4 protein-coding genes are annotated in these 4,184 nt (G+C 35.8%); all 4 read left to right on the top strand.

Annotated features, from left to right (window positions below; all coding sequences use genetic code 11):
• On the top strand, positions 1-2,160 hold a 2,160-nt coding region (locus AACV33_RS00085), incomplete at its 5' end, for an ATP-binding protein (RefSeq protein WP_182700637.1).
• Positions 2,153-3,343 (top strand): EAL domain-containing response regulator, encoded by a 1,191-nt coding sequence (locus AACV33_RS00080; protein ID WP_017023360.1) that lies wholly within the window; start codon positions 2,153-2,155, stop codon positions 3,341-3,343. The genes AACV33_RS00085 and AACV33_RS00080, both read left to right, overlap by 8 nt.
• Positions 3,343-3,951, top strand: a complete 609-nt coding sequence (locus tag AACV33_RS00075) for a response regulator transcription factor (protein WP_017023359.1) — start codon at positions 3,343-3,345, stop codon at positions 3,949-3,951. The genes AACV33_RS00080 and AACV33_RS00075 overlap by 1 nt, the downstream gene beginning before the upstream one ends.
• Positions 3,948-4,184: hypothetical protein (locus AACV33_RS00070; RefSeq protein ID WP_182700636.1), on the top strand; the 237-nt coding region annotated here is incomplete at its 3' end. The genes AACV33_RS00075 and AACV33_RS00070, both read left to right, overlap by 4 nt.

Raw genomic sequence — 4,184 nt, 5'->3', positions numbered from 1 at the left:
CTGCAAGTGAAGTTAAAAGAAAAAGACGCAAAACAATCTGAGTCTGATAAAGAATGGCTACAAAGTATTATTAATGAGCTGCCAAGTATTATTTTTATTCATGATGATAAAAATAGAGTGTTACTTAGTAACTGTCCTTTATTCCAAAGTGATAGATGCAGTGCTTGTGTGTTTTCTAAAGGTCAAGATGAAATCACTTCCCTCAAAGACAATCAAAAGATTATTACAGAAGACATTATTATTCGCGATACGTTGTTAATCGATGGCTGTAATTTAAGGTTTGAACAAGTTGATCGAGTAAGAAAAAGGATTACCGATCCAAACACACAACGAGTATCGATGTTAACTGTGATCCACGACATTACAGAACAGAAAAAACAAGAATCCGCTTTAATTACCGCGAACGATGTGGCTCAAGAAGCCATTATTTCTCGTGAGCTTTTTCTAGCAAGCATGAGTCATGAATTAAGAACTCCAATCGCAGGAATTACTGGTCTACTTGAGTTGTTAGCAAAGCGAGTAAAAGGCTCTGAAAAAAAAGGGATCGTTGTCAACATCTCTTCTTCAATGCGTCATTTGCATTTATTGGTTAATGATATTCTCGATTTTTCAAAATTAGAGGCTCAGCAATTAAGTTTAGAGTTAAGAGATTGTCATTATTTACGCGAGCTTGGTGATGTATTTCGATTGCATAATGCGGCCGCGTTTGAAAAGGGAATTCGCTTTTGTGTTGATATAGAACCTAATCCGATCAATGTGATTAAAGTGGATTCATTACGATTAAGTCAAATCGTTAATAACTTACTCTCTAATGCCGTTAAGTTTACGGAAAAAGGGCATGTAGAGGCGAGGGTGTCATTAAATAACGAGGTTATGAAGGTACGTATTTGCGATACGGGTTTAGGGATGAATGATGCTCAACTCGAAACGGTATTTAAGCCATTTACTCAAGCAGATAACAGCATCGCTCGTAAATATGGGGGGACAGGCCTTGGGCTAAATATCGTGAATGAATTGATTTATTTGATGAAAGGGACGTTTTCAATTAAGAGTGCCGAAGAGGTTGGTACGGTGATTGAATTTTCAATTCCTATTGAAGTCATTTCTTATTATGACGACCCATTTAAGCGATTGCATATTGAGTGTGAAGTTGACGACAGTGCATTACATCAATGGATAAGTGTATGGACGGAATCGGAGGATAAGTTACCTTGCATTGATAAAAAGCGAGTTAAGATCATCGATACTTGCCAAGTCGATACCGAGAACAATGACGTTGCTGTGATTTGCCTTAATGGCAATAATAAAGAGAAAAAAATGTGTGATAGTGACACATGCTCTATTAGCAACGATCCCTTATTTATTGATGAACTGTATTCGGGACTGGTCAGCATTATGACAGAGCCTTTACGGTGTGAGCATCAAGCGTTAATGCCGTTATGTGGCACAGTCTTAATCGCAGAAGATAACCAAATTAATCGAGTTCTGTTAATGAAACAGTTAGAGGAATTGGGCGTTGTACCTGTTGTGACAAATAATGGCAAAGAAGCTTTAGATAAACTGAGAGAAAATCCAGAAAAGTACGATTTGTTGATCACCGATTGTCATATGCCTATTTTGGATGGGTTTACTCTGGCAAGAAAAGTCAGACAAGAAATCGTTGAGTTTGATAACAAAGTCATTATCGGTTGTACGGCAGAAGATTTACGTACCTCACGCTTAAACGGCAAGACATCAGGGTTTGATCACATGTTATTTAAACCTTATGGGCTCAGCGATCTCCATTCATTATTAAGTCAGTACTTGAGTCGTGGAAGACAAGACTCAAAGACCCGAGTATTAATGCCGCCTCCTTCGTTATTGAATAAGTTTATTGAGCTAGATGATAGGGGGTTAATGACCATTTTTATCAAAACGATGAAAGAAGACATGACGTCTTTGGCTGAAATGTCATCGCAAATAGAAATTCAAGAAATGCTGCATCGCATAAAAGGCGGAGCAGGAAGTATCGGGTTAGAGTCATTAACATTATTGATTGATGAGATATCAAGTGACGCTTTTTATTCAAACAAATATGAAAAAGGATTAGAGAAATTAATGCTTGAGATGAAGACAATCATAGAAGACGCATCAACGTGGTATAAAGAAAAAAATGATTAAATTAAGCATCCTCATTGTGGATGATCATCCGTTACAAGCGCTTGTACTCGAAAATAACTTAAAGAGCATCGGGGTTGAGCATGTGAGCTCTGTCTACTCTGGTTTTCAAGCATTGGAAGCGATAAAAGAACACCAATTTGATGTGGTTTTCTGTGATTTAGATATGCCAGAAATGGATGGGATTCAATTATTAACTGCACTTAAAGAACATGAATACGGTGGTGGGATCGTGATCTTGAGTGCGTTAGATTTGGTTGTATTATCAACCGTTGGGTCTATTTGTAAAAAATTAGATTTTTCATTTACAGAGATCATGACAAAACCAGCAACGGTAAATGATTTATTACCCATAATAAAAGGCATTGATGCCCAAATAAATAAACAAGAATTCAAGCATATTAGTAATAGCTTTCAATATCATATTGATATATCCATATACGATGTATTACAAGCTTTGAGTTGTGGCGAAATCAAAAATTATTATCAGCCTCAAGTTGATTTTACATCGGGGAATATTGTTTCTGTTGAGATTTTAGCGCGTTGGATGCATCCAATATATGGATTAATGAGCCCCGCTGAGTTTTTACCTATCATTGAAAAAAACAATCTCACCGATGAATTGTTTGACGTGGTGATGACCAATGCGCTCTCTGATTATTCTCAAGGGCTACTGCCATACCCATCATCAATAAATGTCACTCAAGAATCACTTGAAAAAGCCGATTTCTCGAAGCGATTTTTAACTATGTGCCATAACCACAAAGTAAAGCCGGCTTTATTTACTGTGGAACTAACAGAAAGAGAAGCATTTAGTAATTCAATCACTCTTTTAGAGAACTTAACAAGGCTAAGAATCAATCAGGTTGGCGTTTCTATTGATGATTTTGGAACTGGGTATTCATCATTAATGAAGTTATCTCAATTGCCTTTTTCTGAAGTTAAGGTTGATCGAAGTTTTGTTTCGACCTGTTTAACGGATCATGCAAATAAAATCATTGTTGATTTTTCTTGTGCGTTAGTAAAAAAAATGAACATGATAATTGTGGCTGAAGGCGTGGAAGATGAAGCAACGTGGCTATATTTGAAAGACGTTGGTTTTGATCTTTGCCAAGGATATTACACAGGAAAGCCGATGCCAATTGAAGTATTAAAAATAATATCTGAACTTGAGAGAAGTAAATAATGATAAAAAATAACATCAACATTTTAATTTTAGATGATCATCCCTTGGTGTGTGCTGCGATAGAAAACTTAATAAAACCTGTCAGCTACGTAGGGAATGTATTAACGTGTTTTAATACAAAAAAAGCATTTGAGATACTTCAAACGGCATCAATTAATGTGTTGATCTTGGATGTGAATTTAGGAAACAGTGACGGTTTTGATTTTTATCGTCGGATTACCGCGCATGGTTATAAGGGCAAAACATTATTTATTTCTGCAAATGATAGCCAGTTGTATTCTGATGCGGCGTTTAAATTGGGGGCCGATGGGTATATTTGTAAGTCAGAAAACATGAATTTAATAAAAGAGTCATTAGAAGGAATAATGAATGGCTATACTTTCTTTAAATTCAGACATAATGATGAAAAATCAAAATTTGATGTATCTCTGTCAAACAGAGAAACAGTGGTGTTTAATTATTTAATTCAAGGAAAAACGAACAGTGAAATTGCGGACATATTATCGCTTAGCACAAAGACGATAAGTACGTATAAAAGACGAATTTTTGATAAGTATAATATAAACAACATTGTTGATTTACTTAGGATCAGTGAAGGCAAACTATGAATCTGTTTGTTGCTAAAACGCATCAATTAGTTGTTCGTTCGGCTTTGCTTTCTTTCATCCTCTTTTTCTCTTTTGTCCTCCTTTTTGCTGACAGTTTGGTTAAAAATGAAATCAGAGAATTTGACTTAATGGCTGCTCATATTGATGAATATAAACACAATATTTTATTGATGGGATTACTCATTGAAGCAAAAGTAAATGACGACCATGACGATGTACCTGAATTCCCAATG

The organism is Aliivibrio sp. SR45-2 (assembly GCF_963890165.1).
Classification (GTDB): domain Bacteria; phylum Pseudomonadota; class Gammaproteobacteria; order Enterobacterales; family Vibrionaceae; genus Aliivibrio; species Aliivibrio salmonicida.
This window is presented reverse-complemented; position numbering and strand designations above follow the sequence as displayed.